Source organism: Aquibium pacificum (assembly GCF_040839445.1).
Lineage (GTDB): Bacteria > Pseudomonadota > Alphaproteobacteria > Rhizobiales > Rhizobiaceae > Aquibium > Aquibium pacificus.
The window spans coordinates 465934-485438 of the sequence record NZ_JBDPGJ010000003.1 but is presented as its reverse complement, the minus strand read 5'-3'; the positions used below and the strand labels follow the sequence as shown (position 1 = coordinate 485438).

Here is a 19505-nt window from a genome sequence, read left to right as displayed (position 1 = left end):
CGCGGTCGATTGCAACCAGCTCGGCATGCCGCCGCAGGCCCCGCAGCCAGTGACGGACCAGCCGCGTCCCCAACGGCGTCATCGGATCGTCCTTCGCCGTCATTGGGTGCGCTCGCAGACCAGACGCAGTTCCGGCCGGACGTCTGCACGTGCCGGGACCTGGCCGCGGCGGGCGAGCCAGTGCCAGACCAGAATTGCGGCCGGGTTCTTCGCATCGACCTGGCGCACCAGAGCCTGGAGCACGCCACGCGGGATCGGGATCTGCCGCTCGGCCCCCATCTGGGCAAGGCGGATCGCCAGCCCGATGGCGGTTGCGGCATCGTCCAGCGGCTGCGGCACGGTCTGGCACGAGCAGCCAAGACTGCGGCCGGACCGGACGCGCCGGATGCAGGGCTCGCTATGGCCGGCTGCATCCAACAGCACGGCAAGCGGGCTCGACGCTAGTGCCGCCTTCAAGTCGCTGTGCTCGGCAGGGTTCAAAGAGAGCTCGTAGGTGTCAGCGGTCTCCGCTTCGGCGGAGGCGGGATCGGATCTGAGGTCGGGTTGCAGGGATGGGTTGTCGTTCACGGCATGGGTCTCCCGTGGCGCGTCACGGCGCGTGAGGTCAAGGTTGGTGATGTGAGTGGTTGGAAGCTGCGACGCCGGGCCGATCAGGGTCCGCCACCTCGCGCAAAGCCGACAACGATCGGACGCCGCTCGGTGCGATGGGGTGTCGTCGCGCTGCTCCGCCGCGTGCGCGACCTGCTCATCGCGATGCTGGCGGCGCCGTCCTCCTCCTCATCGTCCTCGTCCAGTGCCGCCGAACCGTCGTCGTCGTCGTGTTCTTCATCGCTCGGCTCGATATCAGCGGCCAACACAGATCCCGGACCATCATCGCTGGCGCCAACCGCCCGCAGACACGCGGCGCGAACCTCCGCCTGAACCCGTTGGGCAAACTTTGCCCGAAGCCCAAGCATCGCCTCTCCGGCATCCGGCACGCCGATGAGGTCACCGACCTCGTCGAGCGCAAAGACGCCGTTCTTCTGGTCGCGCCGTTCGCTCGATCCATCGATGATGGCGACATCCACCTGGGACACGCCAGCGACCCGACCCTCGATGTGCAGCCAGTCTCCGGCAATGAGGGCTGCCGCCATCATGCGCCTGCGCAGCGCATTCAGACGTCGCTCGGCATAGGAGGCGAGCGAGCGATTGACGTCGAGTAGCAGGGCCAGGTGCCGGTCACGATCGACGAGGAAGAGGTCGGGGACGTAGCTCGTCGCGTGGTGCACCTCCGAACGAAGCCGCAGACCTTCCAGACCAACCCAGTCGTTGCGCTTCAGGAGTTCGACTGCCGCCGGAACGATCGGCAGCGCCGTCTCGGGCGGCATCAACACCAGGGACAGGTTCTCGGTGGCAAGGCGCGACACTCCCCATTCGAGCAGCTTGCCCTCATGATAGGTGACGGCCCGCACGATCGAGTTGAGTTCGGCGAAGGGTCCAAAGACCGGATCGGCGCGATCGCCTGCGGCCCTGATCGCGGCAATGGCACGATCGATCAGAACCTCGAAGTCGGCATCGCGCCGGGCGGCAGGCGTGTCTGAACTGCCGACTGCGGACCGGACAGTTCGACTGCCGGTCATGTCAGGTTGAGGGGCGGTGGCAGACCTTTGGACGTCGGCGGTCGGCCGCCGACCGGCGGCGGTGTGGTAAGCCATGGAGTGATCTCCCGATGATGCTGGAGGCGACTGCCTGATCAGGCGGCGCCGGACGTGGTCAGGCCGCGGCGCGGAGGCTGACGGACACGCAGGCGTCATCGGCCGCATGCTCGGCGGCGATTTGTGCCGCGCGGCAGATGCAGTGGCGATGATGGTCAGCGAGCTGCCGTTCGGCCGAACGCGCGCGCTCTTCTGCCGCCTCGAAGGCAAGCATCAGTGCGGCGACTGCCGAGAGCTGCCCGGCCGAGAGAGCTGCCAGCTCCAGCGTGGCATCGACATCAGCATCCCCTCCAGCAAGCTGGGGGCTCTTGCCAAGGACGGCTTCATTCCATGGGGAGTTGCAGGTAACGGTATCCATAGCCCAAGACCTCTACGCAGGTTGCGGGTCAGGCCTTCGTCGATGTTAGCGCATCGGCGGAGGCCGTCCAAAACGCCGGGACCGTCCCGACGCCAAAAACACCCTGGCAGGATCCGCGGGCGATCGGAGCCCGCAAAATGAGCGACTTGGAATCTTTGCGATCGATTGGTTAACGGGCGGCGGAGTGGCTGGACGCGCGTCAGGTCTTCGCGCGTTCTCGTCGTCGACCAGACCAGCCGCAACAAGCTCGGCATGCGGGGCTCGTTGTCGGAGCAGGCTCCAGACGGAAACGGCCCCGCGCAGGGGCGGGGCCATTTCGACATCGGGCGAGCTGCTGCGATCAGCGGCCCAGCAACCGCGCCAGCGCGGGGGACGTGGCGAATGTGCCTCGACGCTCGATCACCCAGCAATCCCGCTTGAGGCGCTGCAGGGCTGCCTTCGCCACGCGAGGTCCCAACCCGGTGCGAGCCCGGATCTCGGCCGTCTCCAGCGGGATATGTCCCGCAGCCGAGAGGCAGGCGACGATCCGCTCGTCAGCATTCTCCCGCGCCGCCCGCAGCACCGCCAGCCGCTCGGCCGGCGTCTTCGCGGGCCTCCCGTTGGCCACCGCCTCAAGACCGTGCGGCGCGATGCGAATCTTGGCGCCAGTCCCCACCCCGATCATCTTCGCCGCGAGCAGGTTTGAGATCGCCTGCTGGAAGGCGCCGCGGCGCTCGGTCGTGCCTGCCAGCAGCGCCAGCACAACCTTCGCCATGCCGCCGCGTCCCTGCTGCGTCAGGATCTCCAGCAGCACCATCTCCATCGACGCGTCTTCAGCGTCAGCGTCGAGCACGACGTCCAGCCGAACCGGGTCCGCCATCATGGCACCGGACGTCATCGCCTGCCTTGTCGAAGGAGGAGTTCTCGTCCCCTCATTCTCGGGACGGCCGCCAAGCTGCTCGCGGATCATTTCGATCGGCAGGATCGGGTTCTTCAGCCGCTCGATCATGTGATCCTTGCCTGCCTTGCCCGTCACCGGCATCCGGACGCGGACCTTGTCGAGCGGTCCGCCGAAGGCTGCGCCGCGCACCAGGAAGTCGCCTTTGTCGAAGCCGGAGAGGAACGCGGTCTCACGCGGTCCGAGGCCCAATTCTTCCGCGATGCGCTTTCGGTCGGTTGCATCCGAGACATGACCGAAGATGCGGTTTTCTGTCTGCGAGGTCACGGCCTTGGCCACATCGGCAATGCGCTGGGACGCCACGACCACGGTCAGGCCCAGTCTGCGGCCCTCCTTGACTGCATTGACGATCATGCCGGCCGCCTTGCCGGCGCCGCGTTCCGGCGCGAAGCGCTGCACCTCGTCGATGACGACGAGGTAGGGCTGCTGGAGCTCCGGGCGCAGTCTCAGCATCACGGCCAGGCCCCGCTTCACGACCGAGGCACGCTGGTCATCGTCCAGCGCACGGATGTCGAAGACGATCGAGGCGCGTCCGGCGACGATCTTCGGCAATTGGCGGATGGCCTGATCGATGGTGATTGCGGGATCGCCATCGTCACCACCGACGACCAGGATGCCGTTGGGAGCCGCGTTCCGCAGGCTCGACATGTCGCCATCGGAATCGAACACCATGATCGGATAGCCGGCAGCCAGCGCCAGTTCCTCGATCTTGCGCAACAGGACGCTCTTGCCCTGCCCGGTCTGTGCGGCGACCAGCGTGTGCTCGCCGATGATCTGGTGGAAGTCGATCGCAACGGGCACGCCGTCGGGCGTGTCGGCGTAGATGGCATCGGCGACGACGGTCGATGGGGAGAGGTTCATGAGACTGGTTCCTTGAACTGGATGAGGAAGAGGAGACATGTCCGGCGGCTGCCGGACGCCGATGCGTCGAGGGATCAGCCCCGTTCGTTGCGAGTGGACTTGGCGGCGGACGCCGCTGCCTTTGCGCGCGGCTTGCGTTTCTGCCCGAACATCTCGAGCCAGGGCCGTTGCGCGAGTTCGTGCCCGACCTTGACACTTCCATCCGCGAAGACCACGCCGAGGCGATCGAGCCAGTCGCCTTTGCGGTCCCTGGCATGGAGCCAGCACTCTTCCAGCAGCACATGCTCGAAGACGCGGTTACCGTCCGCATCGAGGACGCAGTGCCCGACCACGATCTCGTCGAGGCCGGGAGGGGTCACCAGCATCGTTGCCGCCTCCACCTGCAGATGGCGGAAGATGGTCAGTTGCTGTGGCGAGTTCAGTTCCTCACCGCCCCGGTGACAGATGAGGCTGTTGCCGAAGTCGATGACGTCGCGCTCGATATAGTACTGCCTGTCGCCCGCAGTGTCGTATGCGTCCGGCGCGGCAGACAGCCTCCACGCGACGTGCTCGAGCGCATGGAGGAGCCGCTCGGGCGTCGGTAGAATGATGGCGCTGTCGGCAAGGCGGCCGAGCAACTCGTCACCGACCCACCAGGCGCGACCCTCCAGCATGGCGCGATGCCAGCCCGGCTGCCCCTCCATGAGGACCAGGTAGTCGGCTCCCGACCATGCCCTGCTGATCGGAATCTCGAAGAGATGGAGGTGGAGTTCCGGCTTGCGGCCGGACAGCCAGGGCGTCTGGTCCACAGGCTCCTTGCGCTTGCGCCGCCGGACGGTTTTGCCGCGGGTGGTCGGTGTCTTCCTTGCAGTCCTGGATGCGTTGCGGCTCTTGGGGGAGGAGGAGTTGCTCATGTCGGATTCCTTGATCGGGGAGAGACGTGTCCGGGCCGGTCACGGCCCGGACGTCTGTCGATGGGCGGTTAGGTGTTGGCGTTGCCGTCGACCGCAGCGTCGTCGGCGGTCGTCGCTGCCTTCGCTGCTGCCCGGTCCGCGCGCAGGGCTTGGCTGTCGGCCTTCGCCTTGTCGCGCTTGGCCTTCTCGGCGGCCTTCTTCGCGTCAGCCTTCGCGCGCGCCGCCGCCTGCTCGGCCTTGACGCGTTCGGCTTCCGCCTCGGCTTCCATCTTCTCCATGACCGCATGGCTGCGCTGAGAGCGGTCGCCGAGCAGCCAGGAGAGCTGCGGCACCACCGTGTCGGCGAGCCACCCACCAACCTCGCCAGCCTTGGGCCAGCCCTCGAAGGCGCCGAGCTGCACCAGCGTCCGCCACAGCGCGTACCAGCGATCGTCGCTCGTGATCGGCTCCTCCTGCGTTGCCCCCTCAAGCGGACCGTTAAGGTCCTCGACCGTGAGCCAGGTGGTCCGCTCGATCCGCTTGCGCAGGATCCGGGCAGGCGCGATGAATGGGCGTTGTGCGTCCTTGACCACGATGCGCTTGCCCCGGCGGTACGGCTCCAGCGTCACCAGCGTCAGCGTGAGCAGCGCCTCGGCCTCATCCATGACCTTGCCGACCTCGATCGCGGTCCGCTCGGCGATTCGCGCCCTGAAGCCTGCCATGCCGCCATCGTCCGGGACGGCGCCAGGCTTGGCTTGCGCCTGGCCCAGCATGGCTTTGACCCGCTTGACCGAGAGCTTCTCGCCAGCCTCGGCTGCGACCAGCACCTCCTCGACCTTGTCGGTCCCGGCGGTCGCCATCACGTAGAGCGAGCTCGCCGCGATGCCGAGCAGTGCCAGCCGCGCGCGGTGTTCGCGCAGGTTCCGGTGGACCCGCGCGAGGTTCTCCGCCCCGGTGCGGGAGATCCCGAAGGCTCCCTTCACCAGCTTGCCGAAGGTCTTCTGGTCCGGTGCGATCTGATGCACCGCATCCATCACCGCGCCGCACTCGAAGACGTGCTCGGTCGAGCGGCGCCCGAGCTCGGTGTAGGCGAGGCGCAGCGCCTCGACCTTGCTTGCGTCCTCTTCCGAGAGACCATAGGCGGCGTAGTTGGGCGCGGCCGCGATCTCGTCCCTCACAGCGCTGGACTTGAGCTTCGCCTTGCGGCTCTGCTTCTTGGGCGCCACCTCACCCATGGCCGCGGCCACGGCCTCGACCGCCAGATCTGCTGAGGCTTCCGTGGTCGAAGCGACCCCCGCCTCGGAAGCGGCTTCCGCGGGCGTTCCCGCCTCGAATTCGGACGACTTGGTGTCGCCCGTTGCCTCGGCATCGCCCGTGACGTCCGTCACGCTCTTCGTGGTTGCGTTCTCGGTCGCCTCGACGTCCGTCGTGGTCTCGACTGCGTTCTGCTCGTTCTTCTTCGCCATCGCGATATCCTTTCAGCTGGCGTTAGACACAGGCACCGACCGTCCGTCAGGGCGGCCACCCGGGAACTCTCGGGCATATGCGGGCACCAGCAGCTTGAGGTTGGGGGACATGGCGCGGCAGCCGCTGTGCTGCAGCCGGGTCGGCGGGCGGACGCGCCGGAGCTTCAGCCGGGCAGGCTGCAACGCGCAGCCAGCTAGGCTCCGAGGACCGGAACGACATGGATTGACGGCTCCGCTCGGGACGAGCGAAGGGGTGAAGCGTGTTCAACGTGAACACTCCCTTTTTGCGGCACAAAGGGCCGCGACCGACGGAGCCCTCGGACGATCAGTCCGAGAGGCGATGGAGCGCCGAGGAACCCATCCGCACCCGCAGGGGCACGGCGATCGGCAGAAACGACAAGGGAGCCCGATCCGTCGGGCGACGACGGAGCAGGCTACCCGAGCAGGGCTATTCGCTTGTTGGGGTTCAAGGCACTGCCTCCGTGGCAGGCTGCTGGGTGGATCCCGGCAGCGCGGACCGGTCGTATAGACGAAGAGGTCGGACCGCGCAACAGGTAAAATAGCAGAAAGTGAAGCATAATCAGCTAGTTAAATTGCGATCGTCCGCGTTTGCAATCCGTTTACAATACGCCGTCGGCGGCGAATGATGCGCGCTAATGCATCCTGACGTGCCCGCACCTCATCTCGATTTGCGCAATCTCGATTCAGGATCGGATGCAGTAGATTCAAACCTCGACGCCAACGTTGCAAAACTGCCCAGCCGCGATTCAGAACGCCGGATATCCGTTACGGCAGTCGCGCCATCCGGAGGCTGAAGCATCTCGACGTGGCCGCACGTCGGATCGAAGCGAAACAATTTGCGGTCATCTGATTCTAAGGTCTGAGCAGGCGATTCAAAACTCGTTGGCAAAGTTGCGAAACTGCGGGTCCGCGATTCAATGATCCGGGCACACGATTCAGAGATGCGGATGCGCGATTCAAGCTGGCGGAGTGCCTGTCGGCAAACGGCGTTTGTTCCTTGCGAGGCCGACGGCGACCATGGCTGCAGGATTGAGGACGGACAGGGAGGCCACGATGCCAGGACGCAAGAGACAGAGCCGCGAGGAGGGGCTGCGCAAGCAACGGGAATACCAGCGCGCCTATAACAGGCGCATCGCTAAAGCGCGCGCGCCGGACCGCGACGCGATCGCGCGCGAGCTGCTTCACTACGCGATCACCGAGAACCTTCGGCTGGGACGCGAGGAGGAACTGTGGACGCTGGCGGCGTCGGTCATCGAACGGCTGGTTGCCCGCGACTACGATCGCGCGGCCACCGAGCAGACCTTCTCGGCCATCGTGGACCGCTATAAGGCTGGCTGGAATTTCCAGCGCAGGCTTCATCCCGGCGGCGACGGGGACGAGGCGGCCGGAGGCGACGGCGACCGCACGGGCTGAGGCTGCAAGTTGCTCGGCCGCGGCCGCCGTCGGGCAGCACTGGCGCGGTCTTGTGCCGGACCTGCCCGGCGTCTTTCCTTGGCGACGGCTGCCACCCCATCAGGGCGCGGTCCCATGGTCCCGGGGCTGGGGTCTGCCCCCATGGAGAAAGGCCTCGTGCAAACCCCGTTATCACCAACCTGTTCGTATTCCCCCCATTACTTCACCAAACGTTGTTTGCACGGGAGGCGATTCAAGACTCTGGAAACGCGATTCACGTCTTCAGCGTTGGACGCGGGTCACCATCCCGTGGAACATGATGTCCCCACACCAATTGCTGCCGCCAATGCCCAACGACGACACGATGCTGATCACCGGCCCGGAAGACGCCTTTACGACCATCCTGCTTGCCCATGGCGCAGGCGCGCCCATGGATTCTGCCGGCATGACCGGCATCTCGGAGGCGCTGGCGGGAGCCGGCTTCCGCGTCGCCCGCTTCGAGTTCGGCTACATGGCCGCGCGCCGCTCCGGCAGCCGTAGACCGCCTCCGAAGGCCGAGCTGCTGCAGGACGAGTATCGTCAGTCCGTCAATGCTCTCGCCGCTTCCGGCCCGCTCATCATCGGCGGCAAGTCCATGGGCGGGCGCGTGGCGTCCATGGTTGCGAATGAGCTCCACGCCGACGGCCGCATCGCCGGCCTGCTCTGCCTTGGCTATCCCTTCCATCCGCCCGCCAAGCCGCAGCAACTTCGCACCAAGCATCTGGGGGCCCTGCGGACGCAGACGCTGATCTGCCAGGGCACGCGCGATCCCTTTGGCACGCGCGACGAGGTCTCTGCCTACAGCCTCTCGCCCTCGATCGAGATCCTCTGGCTGGAGGATGGCGATCATGACCTGAAGCCTCGCAAGACGATCTCCGGCTTCACGGCAGCTAATCATCTGGCCACCGTCGCCGAGGCAACCCGGGACTGGGTCGAGCGCGTTCTGGCGCGATGAAGATCGCGACCTTCAACATCAACGGCGTCAACAGGCGGCTCGACAATCTGCTCGACTGGCTTGCCGAGGCCCAACCAGACATCGTCTGCCTGCAGGAACTGAAGGCGGCACAGGACGCGTTCCCGGAAGAGGCGATCGCTGCGGCCGGCTATGATGCGGCATGGGTCGGGCAGAAGAGCTGGAACGGCGTCGCCATTCTGTCGCGCGTTGGCGAGCCGGTCGTCACACGCCGCAGCCTTCCCGGTGATGCTACCGATGTACAGGCCCGCTACATCGAGGCGGCCGTCGCCGGCATCCTCGTCGCCTCGATTTATGCGCCGAACGGCAATCCGCAGCCAGGGGCAAAGTTTGCCTACAAGCTCACCTGGCTTGAACGGTTGAGGAAGCACGCTACGACATTGCGCAAGTCCGGCGCGCCGATCGTGCTTGCCGGAGACTACAATGTCGCGCCGACCGACCTCGACATCTACCCGACCTCGTCCTGGGACGATGACGCACTCATCCACCCGGACAGCCGTGCAGCCTACCGAAAGCTCGTCGGCCGCAGCTGGACCGACGCGCTGCGTCACCGGCATCCAAAGGAGCGCGTCTACACCTTCTGGCACTACAAGCGCATGCGCTGGCCACGCGATGCCGGCCTCAGGCTCGATCATCTGCTTCTGAGCCGCAACCTCAGAGACAGGCTTGTCGACTCTGGCGTCGACCGTGACGTCCGCGGACGAGACGGTGCGAGCGATCACGCTCCGGTCTGGATCACCTTGAAGGACGGTTGAGCGGCCAAAGGTCGTCATCCTCCCATCATCGGATTGAACTCGACAGGGGCAACTAGGACGCCGCCTTTTTGGGTCGCCGTCCGCGCTTGTTGCCGAAGCGGTCGCCGCTCTTCTTGCCCGCCCATGGCGGTGGCTCCATCTTCTCAACCCAAGGAAGCAGCCTGATCGGCTTCGGTTCGAGGTGCCCGGTGATGACGGGATATCGGGAAATGATCAGCTGGATCAGTGAAAGGCCCGCCGGATTGGTATACCGCGTCGCAGTTTCCGTCTCTCCAAGCCGCCCCGAAATGTCTTCGATCACGCCGTCGGAAACGCCCGCCTGCTTGAGCGTATTGGCAAAGCCATGTCGGAGCGCATGGAAAGGACGCTGCCAGAGACCGCCCGGCATGCACTTCTTGGCGATGGGCACGAAGTCCTTGTAGAATCGGTCACCGGGATCGCTCTTCTGCAGGTAGGGAGAGAAGAGTTCCGGAAACAGCATCTTGTGCCCCACCTTCTTCAGCCGCTCGACATACTCGATGAAATTGAGCCGCAGGAGCTCGTTCGGCACCGGCAGCAGTCGATGTGACTGGGCATTCTTGATGCGCCTGACCTCGCTCGCCTTGATCTGAATCGACCAGTGTCCTTCGCTTTGCACGATCTCGTCGACCATGAGGCCAGCGAATTCCTTCCGTCGGGAACCGAGGTAGGTGAAGAGCATGGGGAGGTAGTAGTTGGCGGAATGGAACACGAGGTCTCCTGCGACTTCCGGTGCCTCCACGCTTCTTCGACCAGTGAAGAACGGGATGTCGAAGAGCGGCCGGATGTCCTCCGGCTTCGGCTTGACCTGTTGGAGCCTGATCTCGCCTTTTGGCGGCTTCTTGGGTCGCAACCCCTCGAAGGTCCATTCCGGGACGGTGAAATGCGATGCGCGCAAGTGCTTCAGGAAATGGTCGAGATTGCCGAGGTGTCGGCGGATCGTCGCACGCGAGAGTCCAAGCTCGATCTTCTCGCCCGATGCTGCTGCCTCGTCGGCGCGCCGTTTGCTCTCGGCTCGCAACGCGGCAGGCGAAAGCGCGCGCAGGCGCGGACTGCGACCGTAGAGGGGAAGGATGTGATTGAAGTGCTGGCGGAGCGCAGCGACATGTTCCTGCGTGATCTCGCCGGAATGCGCCACGCCATGCTCTTCCAGGATGCCGCGAAAGATTCCGACCAGTACCCGAACGTCCGAGGCAGTGTCGTCTTCCCACTCGTTCTTCCTGTTCGAGATGAGGTTCTCCAACTCTCGATCGAAATCCGTGAGAGGGAGATCTTTACGAGCCGTCTTCGGCTGGGGTGGCTTGGCTTCAGCGACCGGTGGCTGAACGGTTACCGGCTCAACAGGGACAACTGAGGGCTCCGGCCTAAGATCTGGCTCGGCCGCCGCTCGCGCCACGGGCTTTTCTTCAGACCAGAGAACTGCCGGGCGAGGAGGTGGAGACCCGGCGCTGGCGGCAACCGATTGACGATCCGGCGGACGTTCTCCAGTGAGCTTTGGCTTTCTCGTGTCTTCGGCCGAAGCAAGCAGGGTATCGGCCCGCGCCCGGAAAATCTCCTCGATCGCAGCGTCCCGATGCAGCGGCGTGTCGTCGAGTTCGGCCTGTGCCATGCGGTGCAGAACGTCTCGAAGGAACGGGCTGCGCGTCACGCCCTTCCTGTCCGAATTGGTGATTTCGCGTTCGGACCGATAGGTCGCTTCGATAAAGGGGAGGTCGTCTGCGTGGGCGCCGGCTTCGATCAACGCTTCCCGCGTTTCGCTCCCTTCGTCAAAGGAAACGTCCTCTCCCGACCCGAACGTGTGCAGGAGGCGGTAGGCCCAGCCGACCTGACGGTCTGCCTCGCGATGTTCGGGATCGCGCAGGGTACCCGTCCGTTTTGCGGCCAGGTCCAGCGCCTCGATTTCGGCGCGCATCGCTTCGGCTTCGAGCGCGAAGATTCTCGCGAGCTGTTCCTTTGTCGCCATCCTGGCCTTCGGCACCATCTCAAGTTCGAGGAGCATGGCGTTCAAGCGCCGTGCCACGAGCGAAGCCTTCTTACGGTCCGACAGCCTAAGGCTCAGTGAAAGCCTTGCATTTGTTCCGGTGCCTCTGAAGCCGACGGGGATGCGCGCCCGCCAGTAGAAGATCGGCCCCCTGAGGACGAGGTTTTCGACCTGATGCCTGCGCAGTCCCATCCGCCCCATGCTCCGTCGGCCCGGAGCGGATGGACACCAGCTCTGGGCATCAGTTGTGGGCACCAGTTGCGGAAGGCCGATTCGACGCAAAGCGCGTCGGCTCAAAAACCCGAAAAGTCCAATGATTTCAATGGTTTAGTAAGAAGTCTGGCTGGGGAACCTGGATTCGAACCAGGACTAACGGAGTCAGAGTCCGTTATGAAGCATTGAAATCATTTGATAATTCACCGTCGTGTCGCCAATATGTAACTATTAGAACCATCTAAACTAACTATGCGACCAATGCGGCGGCGGCGGCGTCCATAGTCCCGGCTATGTCCGTGTTTGGGAACAGGTGCCCATAGGTATCGAACGTCACGGTTATGGACGAATGACCCATGCGTGATTGAACGACTTTCGGCGGCAAGCCTAGTCCGCCATCTTCCGGGCGGTTGATGCACCACGACGCATAGAAGTGGCGTAGCGCATGCAGGCCGGGATACTTGGCGACCATGCGAGGCTTGCCTTCGTCGTCGACCCCGTCCCGCTTAGTGACGCCAGCCGCGACCTGTGCGGGCAGAAGCCATCGCTTGATGATGTTGGCGTGCCACTCAATATTTCCGCTGCCGTTGGGAAACACTAGGTCGAGATCGCCTTTGGGGCATTCTGCCTGCCACTCGCGCAAAGTCGACACAAGCACGGCCATAAACTGCACTGTCCGGCGTCCGCTCTTGGACTTCGGCGAACCGATTTCTTGGTATGCGTCGGCACGCTGCCGCACGACAAGTTCGCTTCGATCTAGATCCACGTCCGACCATCGCAAGCCGCGAAGTTCGGAGGCGCGCAATCCGGTCATAGCCGCAGTCATGAGGAAAGGCCGCGCCGTGCCTTTTGCGGCGGCTAGAATAGCCTTGACCTCGGCGAGCGTCGGAATGTCCTTGCCGACCACTAACAGCCGCTGGTGGCGTTCCTTGGCCTTTGCGCGTGCCTTGCGTGACGTCATGAGGTTTACCGCGTTGCGCATGACGTCACCACGCTCCTGTGCGTCCGATAAAATCGCGCCGAGACTGACCCGCACATTCCGCACCATGGCGCTAGACCGTGGCGCCCGCCGCTTGTCGTCTAGGGGCAGGCTGGAGTCCCCTGCCCTGAGCCGGTCTAGGAACTTGCGGACGAACGGCACCGAAACGTCGGTTAGCTTCTCGTCGCCAACGAACGGCACAATATGAAACTCGACGTGCTGGCGGTATTGCGCTCGCGTGCTCTGCTCAAGTTCATGGCACGAGGCAAGCCAATTGGCAGCAGCCTCCTTGATGGTAGTGGCTTGGCGATCGGCAATATGGACGCCATCGCGCACTTCAAGGTGCGTCCCTGCCTGGAACGCCATCGCGTCCTTTTTCTTCGCGAAGGTCTTGAGGTGACGCTTTTTGTTCTGGTCATAGTAGTCGACCACCCAAGCGGTTCGCTCCTCGCCTTTGGATGTTTTCCACTCGCGCAATTTCAATGCCACTGCCCTGCCCTCCGTTTGGATGGATACCCATAGCACGACTAACGGATTTTTGGCAACATGCGAAATTTGTGGTGCATTTAGTGTGTGAGCGGCGCGGGCGGGATATATAGGCATATTAGCTCACGAAGGGTGAGCCGATCCGCCAATACCGCCAACAAACTTTCGTGGAAAAAGCATGAACGACAATACCCCACTCGCCGCGGACATCCTTCGCGGCGCCGGTGCGATAGCCGAGTTTCTCGGCTTCGAACGACGCGCGATATATCACGCTGTCTCGAAAGGCAGCATTCCGACCTTCCGAGTCGGCGAGACGGTTTGTGCCAGGCGCTCGACGCTTGCCGCATGGATTGCGGAGCAGGAAAGGCAAGCAGCCTGACCGCGACCGCGGAACTTCGCGATAATTGAACTTCCCCAGTTGAAAGTGGCTAAAATAGCCACTTTCAACTTCGTTGCAAATTTGCGACGAAGTTCATCGACGGTATCAATTGATACCGTCGATCCTGTTGTAAGAAATCTTACACCTGACCGGCACCTCCCCGTCGTTGCCAATTGGCAACGACGGCAAACAGAAGACCGGCACAAACCCGGCGCACCCTTTTATTCTAATGGGACCGAATCCCTTGAAAATTATTGAAGTTAGACCGGAGCCGCAGGGCGGACCCGGTGTCACAATCGCGCGCTTTGACGTGCAAGTTACACCCGATGTTCGCTTCATCAACATGAAGTTAGTTCGCACCCGCGAAGGCGGGTTGAGGGCTTACGCGCCTATGGCGTTTGGCCGAAGCACGGCGACGTTCTCAGCCGATCTAGCGGAGCGCATGGCGAACGCCGCATACGAAATCTTCAAGCGCGAGAATCCCGACAATGCCGACTGCAAAGAGTAAGGCGTCTCCATCACTAACCGGAGCCATTGCGCGCGCTCAGTTCTTCCCCGGCACAATTAGCAAGTTGCAAGACGGAACATACGTTGTTCACCAACTCGACGGCGAGATTTGGCGGTATGATGATAGCGGCCAGCCTGGCAAGTACGAAGCCGCGAACGACAACGTCCCGAAAATAAACCCGGCTGACTGGCACGGCTTGCCGGTTCCGCAAAGGCAATGGTTTGTCGAGGGGCTTATCCCCATGCGGCAGGTGACAATCTTGAACGGCGACGGCGGCGTCGGGAAGTCACTGCTCGCACTACAGATCGCCGCGGCATCGGCGCTGAGTTGCGACACGCTTCAACTCGATCCGCTAGCCGGACCCGCGCTTTACCTTGGCGCTGAGGATGAGGCGGAAGAATTCCACCGGCGGCTTTGGGATATCGTCGCGCTCCATGGCTTCCAAATGAACGACTTGGGCCGGTTCCGCCTCGTCCCTCTTGCGGACAAGGACGCATTGCTTTCCGTTCCAGACCGTAGCGGCGTCATGCGGCCAACTGCGCTATGGAATGACGTCGCGAATTTTGCAGGGGAATTTCGACCTCGCATAGTCGTCCTGGATACGGCAGCTGACCTGTTCGGCGGCGACGAGATCAAACGCGGCCAAGTGCGCCAGTTTATCGGCATGCTTCGAAATCTGGCGATCGAGATTGATTGTGCTGTCATCCTTCTAGCTCACCCCTCCTTGGACGGTATGCGTAGCGGCAGCGGCTCGTCCGGTAGCACAGCTTGGAACAACAGCGTGCGGAGCCGCCTATACCTTACGGCGGCTAGCGGCGACCTTGTCGATCCGGACTGTCGCGTTCTCACGACCAAGAAAGCCAACTACGGCAAGATTGGCGGCGAGATTAAGTTGCGCTGGCAGGATGGCGCTTTCGTCCTAGACGACGGTAAGGCGTCTCCTGCGCTCGGGCTGCTTAACAAGCGTCACGACGAACTATTCCGAACCTTGCTTTCCGCCATCAACCGCAGCGGCCAGCGCGTCGCGCCGACAAAAGGCGTGAATCACGCACCGTCAATCATGGCGGCAAGACCGGACGCGGAAGGGACGACAAAAAAGCAGTTGGAAGCCGCCATGCAGCGGTTGCTTGCCGCGGACCTTATCAAGGTGAAGACCGAAGGCCCGCCATCGAAATTGCGCCAGCGGTTGATAGTGGCGGCGGAAGACTTCGGGCCGGATGAGGCCGAAACGGACTAGATAGCGGGATATTCCACCACCCGCTTCCACCCCCGTTCCACCCCTATACCACCCCCCTACCACCCCCCTGTTCCTTCCACCCCCTTATACCCCCGGCAGGGTGGAAGCACCCTTGCTGGGCTGGAAGGCCCAGCGGCGCTACCACCCTTGAAAGCAATTAGGAGGCTTGAAAATGGAAATGAAAGAATGTTCGCAGTTACACCCTATTCGGCCTTGCGGCACGTAATCAGCATGAAGGACGGAAAGACCGTCGAGTCGTGGGAGCAGTGCCGGGTTGTCGGCATAGACGCCACGAAGGACGAGCCGCAGTACTTGGTTGAAATATTCACTAAAGGTTCGTCTTACGTCGACCGTGCCGACATGATCCGGAAGGAGCCTGCATGACAAAGCTTGAACCGGAAGACGACTCCGAAACCGTAGTGGTGCGCAAGATCACGCGCGAGAAGCTGTACCGGCTGCGTCCTGATTTGCGGCCAGCGAACGAAAACAAAAAGGCGAAAGAAAAACGCATTGTAACAAAAAGTGATTAAGAAAAGTGGTACTTTATGCATTCTCATGGTGAGGTATAGTAGAGGGTACTGCCGCTTTTTTCGTTTTCATGGTGAGGTATGTAGGGGGTAGCGTCCCTTTCTTCGATTTCGTTCGGAGTATGGTGAGGTGCTATTTCGCTCGCCAGCGCATGCGCAAACCTGCCTCCCGGAACGGGAGGGGTAGAGGCGCCTAGTGCGCACTAAAGCCCGCCGAAAAGTATAGAGGGTAGAGGCAGCGAGTGCGCACTAAACCACCCTTCCGGGAAGGGAGGGGTAGAGGCCACAGGCATCTGTTCATCGTGAACAGATGTCGACGCGCATTAGCGCGTCCTTTTTTATCCCCCAAAAGTTCGGCATTTTCGCAAATTAGGAGGTTCGCATATGGCGACCGCAAAGCAAGTCGTCGAGATTTGCGAACGTATTCTTATGCTGCCTAGTGGCAGCGTGACAGCAAACACGGATAAGCTCCGCGCGGCAGGCGTCCTATCGGCTAACCAGGCCGAACCGACACAGGCCACGCCACAGGAAGCGGCGCTTATCCTGCTTACCGCGATTGTCGGCACTCCGATGAGGCATCAACCCACAATCGCAACCGCTTATGCCGACCTGGAAGACGGCGGCGTGCGGCTTGGCGATCGGCTGGCGGCAATCCTGGCCGGTACAAGCGACTCCTTCGTTGTGTCGCTGGAGGTTGACCTAAGCGCACCCGCCGCAACGCTACTCGTCGCAACCGGGCCGTATGGCTTGCCTGAGCACTACCGCACAACGGATGCCTGGCCGCGACCCGCCTTCGAACGAACAGCGACGATACGCGGAGAACTTCTCCGCAGGATCGCGCACGAAATCAAAACCGCGCCTCCCGTCAAAAAGGGCAGGCGTAAAGCACAAGACAGATGGAAAACCTAATGGACGTTCTCGACAGAATTCGCGCCCTACCCGGCGCGCCGACCCGTGGCGATGCCGCACTTGAATCCGCCGACATGGCATACCGGCAGACGCGCGAGGCGGCACGCTACGCACGTGACGACGTCAAGGCTTGCGAGGCCGACGACCGCGAGTGCGGGCTATTGCAGTCCTCCCTAGCAACCGACCGCGCACAGGCCGTGCTCGACGCTGCGGAGGCGGCAATGCGCGACGCCTGGGCTAAGTTGGATGCGGAGCGCAAGCGGTATGGCAAGCTGTTCTTGCGCGATATGACCGCGACGGCCGACGCGGTTGCGGCTATTACCGCGGAACTCGCTAAGGCGGTTGACGAGTTGCGCGATAAGTCGTGGGCAATCGCCAAGTATGCGACCGCAAATCACCTGCCGTTACATCGGTCGATCGATCACGCGGCATCGCTAGACGAGGCCAGCCGCAGGCTCCGTTTCCAGTAATCGAACAGACGCGCGGTTTCTATCCTATTGCCGCGCGTCCTGCGGCGCGCCCGCTGCACCCGTTTTTCCTATATGGCGGTTGATGCGCGGAGCGCGCCGCGGTCTTTTCTATTAGGACATTTTAATGGATCCATTCCCGAGGCCGGCGCTCGCGTCGGCCCGTGCGGCGCTTGCCGCGACGGCGCCACAGGGCGCCAGCCGGTTCCTCCGGCTAGACATCAAGGGCGACATTACTCCGGCGACCGCGAAACGCGTCCAGCGTGCCCTACGGGCGGCGCCAGCGGCCAAGACGGTTTGGTTAGTGGTGGACAGCCTAGGCGGCGACGTCGGCGCTGCCGTGGCCTGCTATAGGGCGCTACGCGAGCATCCCGGCAAAGTCATTTCGAACGCTTATCGAGACGTCGCCAGTGCGGCCATCTTGCCCTATCTGGCCGGTGACGTTCGCAACGCGCAACCAGGCGCGCGCTTCATGTTGCATGCCGCAGCAATCAAAATGCAAGGCACGGGCCGCTGGACAGCCGACCGCTATCAGATTCATGCAGACGCTATTCGCGAAGCCGATAACGCGGCACGCACAATCATCCTAGGCCAAACCGGCATGCACCCGTCTGTTCTCGACGGCGAGCTAGACGACGATGCTGACATGCCGATTCACAAGGCTGTCTCGACAGGCATAGTGCATTTTGTGCCCGGCTTGACCCAGCCACTATCGAAGGATTGGCCTGAGAAGGCACGGGCCGCAATGTCGGCAAGCCGCACCATTGCTTTCGGCGCGAACGGCTATCGATTTTCGGACAGTTATTTAGCCGCTTGCGCGGCATAAGGAATTTTAGACATGGATAATGAAACCAAGCCTGGCCTGCTGGCCCGGCTAAGGGCCGCGTTGCTCAATAGGGCGACAGTCCCGACGAAGCACCCGGAAAAAAGCCGCGTGCATGTGGCGTCGCGAACAATATCGGGGATCCACGTAAATCCCGACAACATCCTGACTTCCTCCGTAGCGTGGGCGTGCTGCAGGTTTATTTCGGAGTCGATTGCCATGATGCCATGGCGCGCCTTCCGCGAACTGCCGGGCGGCGGCGCCGAGATCGACAAGCGGCATCCCGTCGACCAGATTTTGTACATTCGACCGAATCCGGAACTTTCGACTTTCCAGCTTAAGGAAACGCTAATTCATCAAGCGTTGCGCTGGGGAAATTCATTCTGCGAAATTGAGAGGGACACGGTCGGCCGGCCTTTTGCACTTCATTTGCTCCACCCGGACAGGGTTCAAGTGCTCCGCGATGACAACGGCGTGCTCTTCTATCGCGTAAGCAACGGCATCGGTGGAACGGTCGATCTAGACGCTATGGACGTCCTCCACATACGGGGTTTCGGGGACGACGTCGTGGGTTACAGCGTCGCGGAATACGCCGCACAGTCGATAGGCTGGGCCATGGCGGCAAGCCTATTTGGGGCGAGCTTTTTCGGCAACGGCGCTAACGTCGCGCTGATTGTGAAAAACAAGACCGCCCTCTCTCCCGAAGCTCTTGCATTTCAGCGTAGCGAGTTTGACCAACTTTACAAAGGCGTCAACAAATCGCACCGAACTGCGCATGTGGACAACGATACGGACGTCGAGTCCGTAGGCACGTCACCGGCCGACAGCCAGATGGTGGAAGCCAACCGCTTCCTTGTGGACGAAGTCAGTAGGTGGTTTGGAGTCCCTCCTCATATCGCAAATGAACTTTCTAGAAGCACCTTTAGCAACATCGAGCACCAGTCCATCGAGGCTGTACAACGGTGCCTTGCGCCTTGGGTTGCCAGGCTTGAATGCGAAGCTGACTATAAGCTTTTCGGTATAAACCCGCGTGGCTATTATTCCCGCTTGGATATGGAGGAAACGCTCCGTGGTGACTTCAAGACAAGAGCGGAAGGCTTCAAGATATATCGAGAAATGGGCGTGATTAGTGCCGACGAAATCCGCGATCGTATCGATATGAACCCGATCGGTGGCATCGAGGGCAGCATGCGCACCATGAACAGCACCTATGCGCCACTAGAGCGCATAGCGGGAGGGACAGCACAGGCTGCGGCACCCGTGCCGGCACAGGCCACGGCATAGGTCTACGCTGACGGCGTTGACGGTTGTATCGGCTGATCGTCTTCGTCGGCCTCGTAGCTGACGACAGCAGACGGGCGATATGAGTGATGCGTATCGCAATGGCTACAGTAGACGAAGATCATACTGTCCTCACCTATTGCACGATTTTCGCCTTTGCTGGGATCGTCCACAATGGGAATCATGATGCCTGTCGAAGGGCATCGGACACCGTGAAGGTGAGGTTCTTGAGCCATAGCCGAATGTTCTAGCACACGCCACGGTATAGGCAATTCCCTACCGCCTTACGCACCGCGGAACGCGCGTGTCCTCTCCTTAATTGGCTAATA

General features: G+C 62.3%; 18 protein-coding genes and 1 tRNA gene. 10 read left to right on the top strand and 9 right to left on the bottom strand.

What is annotated here, in order from left to right:
* Positions 1-99: 99 nt before the first annotated feature.
* From ABGN05_RS14820 to ABGN05_RS14795, 6 genes are all read right to left on the bottom strand, one after another.
* On the bottom strand, positions 100-567 hold the full coding sequence (locus ABGN05_RS14820) for a hypothetical protein (RefSeq protein ID WP_367954806.1): 468 nt from the start codon (positions 565-567) through the stop codon (positions 100-102).
* An 83-nt stretch (positions 568-650) separates the two neighbouring features.
* Positions 651-1694 (bottom strand): hypothetical protein, encoded by a 1044-nt coding sequence (locus ABGN05_RS14815; protein WP_367954805.1) that lies wholly within the window; start codon positions 1692-1694, stop codon positions 651-653.
* Between the two features lie 58 nt (positions 1695-1752).
* On the bottom strand, positions 1753-2052 hold the full coding sequence (locus ABGN05_RS14810; RefSeq protein WP_367954804.1) for a hypothetical protein: 300 nt from the start codon (positions 2050-2052) through the stop codon (positions 1753-1755).
* A gap of 340 nt (positions 2053-2392) precedes the next feature.
* Positions 2393-3850 carry an ATP-binding protein gene (locus tag ABGN05_RS14805; RefSeq protein ID WP_367954803.1) on the bottom strand — a complete coding sequence of 486 codons (1458 nt, stop codon included), beginning with the start codon at positions 3848-3850 and terminating at the stop codon, positions 2393-2395.
* Between the two features lie 74 nt (positions 3851-3924).
* A complete protein-coding gene (locus tag ABGN05_RS14800; RefSeq protein WP_367954802.1) occupies positions 3925-4743 on the bottom strand; it encodes a hypothetical protein in 819 nt (272 codons plus the stop codon).
* Between the two features lie 68 nt (positions 4744-4811).
* Positions 4812-6188 (bottom strand): hypothetical protein, encoded by a 1377-nt coding sequence (locus tag ABGN05_RS14795; RefSeq protein WP_367954801.1) that lies wholly within the window; start codon positions 6186-6188, stop codon positions 4812-4814.
* A 1074-nt stretch (positions 6189-7262) separates the two neighbouring features.
* Between ABGN05_RS14795 and ABGN05_RS14790 the strand changes: the two genes are divergently transcribed.
* The 3 genes from ABGN05_RS14790 (at position 7263) to xth (ending at position 9368) form a co-directional block, all read left to right on the top strand.
* On the top strand, positions 7263-7622 hold the full coding sequence (locus ABGN05_RS14790; RefSeq protein ID WP_367954800.1) for a hypothetical protein: 360 nt from the start codon (positions 7263-7265) through the stop codon (positions 7620-7622).
* Between the two features lie 325 nt (positions 7623-7947).
* Positions 7948-8595 (top strand): alpha/beta hydrolase family protein, encoded by a 648-nt coding sequence (locus tag ABGN05_RS14785; RefSeq protein WP_367954799.1) that lies wholly within the window; start codon positions 7948-7950, stop codon positions 8593-8595.
* Complete coding sequence (gene xth / locus ABGN05_RS14780) at positions 8592-9368, top strand: exodeoxyribonuclease III (RefSeq protein ID WP_367954798.1); 777 nt, start codon at positions 8592-8594, stop codon at positions 9366-9368. The genes ABGN05_RS14785 and xth overlap by 4 nt, the downstream gene beginning before the upstream one ends.
* Before the next feature lie 52 nt (positions 9369-9420).
* On the opposite strand, the gene ABGN05_RS14775 is transcribed toward xth, so the two are convergent.
* The 3 genes from ABGN05_RS14775 to ABGN05_RS14765 all read right to left on the bottom strand — a co-directional run bounded on the left by ABGN05_RS14775 (position 9421) and on the right by ABGN05_RS14765 (position 13048).
* Complete coding sequence (locus tag ABGN05_RS14775) at positions 9421-11559, bottom strand: integrase (RefSeq protein ID WP_367954797.1); 2139 nt, start codon at positions 11557-11559, stop codon at positions 9421-9423.
* Positions 11560-11707: 148 nt separating this feature from the next.
* Positions 11708-11789, bottom strand: a tRNA-Gln gene (locus ABGN05_RS14770).
* A 41-nt stretch (positions 11790-11830) separates the two neighbouring features.
* A complete protein-coding gene (locus tag ABGN05_RS14765; RefSeq protein ID WP_367954796.1) occupies positions 11831-13048 on the bottom strand; it encodes a tyrosine-type recombinase/integrase in 1218 nt (405 codons plus the stop codon).
* Between the two features lie 620 nt (positions 13049-13668).
* Between ABGN05_RS14765 and ABGN05_RS14760 the strand changes: the two genes are divergently transcribed.
* The 7 genes from ABGN05_RS14760 (at position 13669) to ABGN05_RS14730 (ending at position 19179) form a co-directional block, all read left to right on the top strand.
* Positions 13669-13932 (top strand): hypothetical protein, encoded by a 264-nt coding sequence (locus ABGN05_RS14760; RefSeq protein WP_367954795.1) that lies wholly within the window; start codon positions 13669-13671, stop codon positions 13930-13932.
* Positions 13913-15169: an AAA family ATPase gene (locus ABGN05_RS14755; protein ID WP_367954794.1), complete on the top strand. Its 1257-nt coding sequence runs from the start codon at positions 13913-13915 to the stop codon at positions 15167-15169. The genes ABGN05_RS14760 and ABGN05_RS14755 overlap by 20 nt, the downstream gene beginning before the upstream one ends.
* A gap of 380 nt (positions 15170-15549) precedes the next feature.
* Positions 15550-15699, top strand: a complete 150-nt coding sequence (locus tag ABGN05_RS14750; protein WP_367954793.1) for a hypothetical protein — start codon at positions 15550-15552, stop codon at positions 15697-15699.
* A gap of 381 nt (positions 15700-16080) precedes the next feature.
* A complete protein-coding gene (locus ABGN05_RS14745) occupies positions 16081-16605 on the top strand; it encodes a hypothetical protein (RefSeq protein ID WP_367954792.1) in 525 nt (174 codons plus the stop codon).
* Entirely contained in the window at positions 16605-17075 is a 471-nt protein-coding gene (locus ABGN05_RS14740) for a hypothetical protein (RefSeq protein ID WP_367954791.1), read from the top strand. Before ABGN05_RS14745 ends, ABGN05_RS14740 begins: the two co-directional genes overlap by 1 nt.
* A 124-nt stretch (positions 17076-17199) precedes the next feature.
* A complete protein-coding gene (locus tag ABGN05_RS14735; protein WP_367954790.1) occupies positions 17200-17898 on the top strand; it encodes an ATP-dependent Clp protease proteolytic subunit in 699 nt (232 codons plus the stop codon).
* A 12-nt stretch (positions 17899-17910) separates the two neighbouring features.
* Positions 17911-19179: a phage portal protein gene (locus ABGN05_RS14730; RefSeq protein WP_367954789.1), complete on the top strand. Its 1269-nt coding sequence runs from the start codon at positions 17911-17913 to the stop codon at positions 19177-19179.
* Positions 19180-19505 lie beyond the last annotated feature (326 nt).

Bases quoted from the DNA above. Each gene is read 5' to 3' on its own strand.
- xth (WP_367954798.1), top strand. From the start codon at position 8,592: ATGAAGATCGCGACCTTCAACATCAACGGCGTCAACAGGCGGCTCGAC.
- ABGN05_RS14735 (WP_367954790.1), top strand. From the start codon at position 17,200: ATGGATCCATTCCCGAGGCCGGCGCTCGCGTCGGCCCGTGCGGCGCTT.
- ABGN05_RS14730 (WP_367954789.1), top strand. From the start codon at position 17,911: ATGGATAATGAAACCAAGCCTGGCCTGCTGGCCCGGCTAAGGGCCGCG.
- ABGN05_RS14750 (WP_367954793.1), top strand. From the start codon at position 15,550: ATGACAAAGCTTGAACCGGAAGACGACTCCGAAACCGTAGTGGTGCGC.
- ABGN05_RS14810 (WP_367954804.1), bottom strand. From the start codon at position 2,052: ATGGATACCGTTACCTGCAACTCCCCATGGAATGAAGCCGTCCTTGGC.
- ABGN05_RS14795 (WP_367954801.1), bottom strand. From the start codon at position 6,188: ATGGCGAAGAAGAACGAGCAGAACGCAGTCGAGACCACGACGGACGTC.
- ABGN05_RS14785 (WP_367954799.1), top strand. From the start codon at position 7,948: ATGCCCAACGACGACACGATGCTGATCACCGGCCCGGAAGACGCCTTT.
- ABGN05_RS14740 (WP_367954791.1), top strand. From the start codon at position 16,605: ATGGACGTTCTCGACAGAATTCGCGCCCTACCCGGCGCGCCGACCCGT.
- ABGN05_RS14790 (WP_367954800.1), top strand. From the start codon at position 7,263: ATGCCAGGACGCAAGAGACAGAGCCGCGAGGAGGGGCTGCGCAAGCAA.
- ABGN05_RS14755 (WP_367954794.1), top strand. From the start codon at position 13,913: ATGCCGACTGCAAAGAGTAAGGCGTCTCCATCACTAACCGGAGCCATT.
- ABGN05_RS14800 (WP_367954802.1), bottom strand. From the start codon at position 4,743: ATGAGCAACTCCTCCTCCCCCAAGAGCCGCAACGCATCCAGGACTGCA.
- ABGN05_RS14815 (WP_367954805.1), bottom strand. From the start codon at position 1,694: ATGGCTTACCACACCGCCGCCGGTCGGCGGCCGACCGCCGACGTCCAA.
- ABGN05_RS14805 (WP_367954803.1), bottom strand. From the start codon at position 3,850: ATGAACCTCTCCCCATCGACCGTCGTCGCCGATGCCATCTACGCCGAC.
- ABGN05_RS14775 (WP_367954797.1), bottom strand. From the start codon at position 11,559: ATGGGACTGCGCAGGCATCAGGTCGAAAACCTCGTCCTCAGGGGGCCG.
- ABGN05_RS14745 (WP_367954792.1), top strand. From the start codon at position 16,081: ATGGCGACCGCAAAGCAAGTCGTCGAGATTTGCGAACGTATTCTTATG.